The following is a 1,002-nucleotide window of genomic DNA, read 5'->3' on the forward strand; positions in this document are numbered from 1 at the left end:
AATACGCTCTTCAGAAGCAGATTGTTGGTCGGGGATAGCTGCCGCTAGAAATCGTAGCGGGCAAGGGTGACGCGTTCGCGTCACCCGATATGTTCCCATTTGAATTGCTGAACTCGGAGGCGAGCGCCGCGAACCTGCTGGAGCAGGTTCGCTGGCGAGAGGGCCTCCAGTGCCCGCGCTGCCGGTCTGAGTCAGTGATCAAACACGGCAGCTACCGAGAATATCAGCGGTATCTCTGTAAGGATTGCGACCGCACGTTCAACGACAAGACCGGCACGATCTTCGCGCACGCGAAGATCGGCCTCGATAACCTCCTGTTCGCGTTCTACTCGTTGCTCCGGTTTAACACGAGTATCCGTCAGTTAGAGGCTGAACTGGGTGTTTCCTACCGGACGCTTCATCGGCGCGTCGAGCAGTTCGCCAGAACGCTCGACGCGCCAACCTTCACTCTCGATGGTCCGGTCGAGATTGATGAATTCTACGTCTCTGCTGGAAAGAAAGCCCGCGAGCGCGACGCTTGGTCGCGCTCGCGGGGCCTCTCGAAACGTGGACGGGGAACGTACGCCGAGGACAAACCGCCAGTATTCACGCTCGTTGATCGCGGAAGCGATCAGCGATACGTCGTCCCGGCGAAATCCGCCGACGAATCGACTGTGCGACTCCTCCTCGGAAACCACGAGGAGGAGTCGCTCACGGTCTACACGGATGGATTTCGGGCCTACGATCCACTAGAAACTGATGAGAATTTCCATCGAGAAGCAGTGATTCACGGAGAGGGTGAGTACGTAGATGGAGACGCACACGTGAATACCTGCGAGAGCCACTCGTCGCTGGCGCGACGGTGGCTCTCGCCACATCGAGGCGTCTCAAAGGACAAACTGACCGCGTATCTCAGACTGTTCCAGCTTCGGCGGCGAATCCTTCGCAAACCCGGTCGAGAAGTGCTCAAACAAATCTTCCGAGAAGTTGTTTGAGTCACCAACAATGTACTTCACAAGAGCG

The 1,002-nt window shown here is 57.3% G+C and carries 1 protein-coding gene; it reads left to right on the forward strand.

The window, feature by feature from the left end; genetic code table 11:
• Nucleotides 1–89: 89 nt before the first annotated feature.
• A complete protein-coding gene (locus ACR3FE_RS27745) occupies nucleotides 90–974 on the forward strand; it encodes an IS1595 family transposase (protein ID WP_458211085.1) in 885 nt (294 codons plus the stop codon).
• The last annotated feature ends 28 nt before the right edge of the window (nucleotides 975–1,002 follow it).

The organism is Haladaptatus rarus (assembly GCF_054177585.1).

Bases quoted from the DNA above. Each gene is read 5' to 3' on its own strand.
- ACR3FE_RS27745 (WP_458211085.1), top strand. From the start codon at position 90: ATGTTCCCATTTGAATTGCTGAACTCGGAGGCGAGCGCCGCGAACCTG.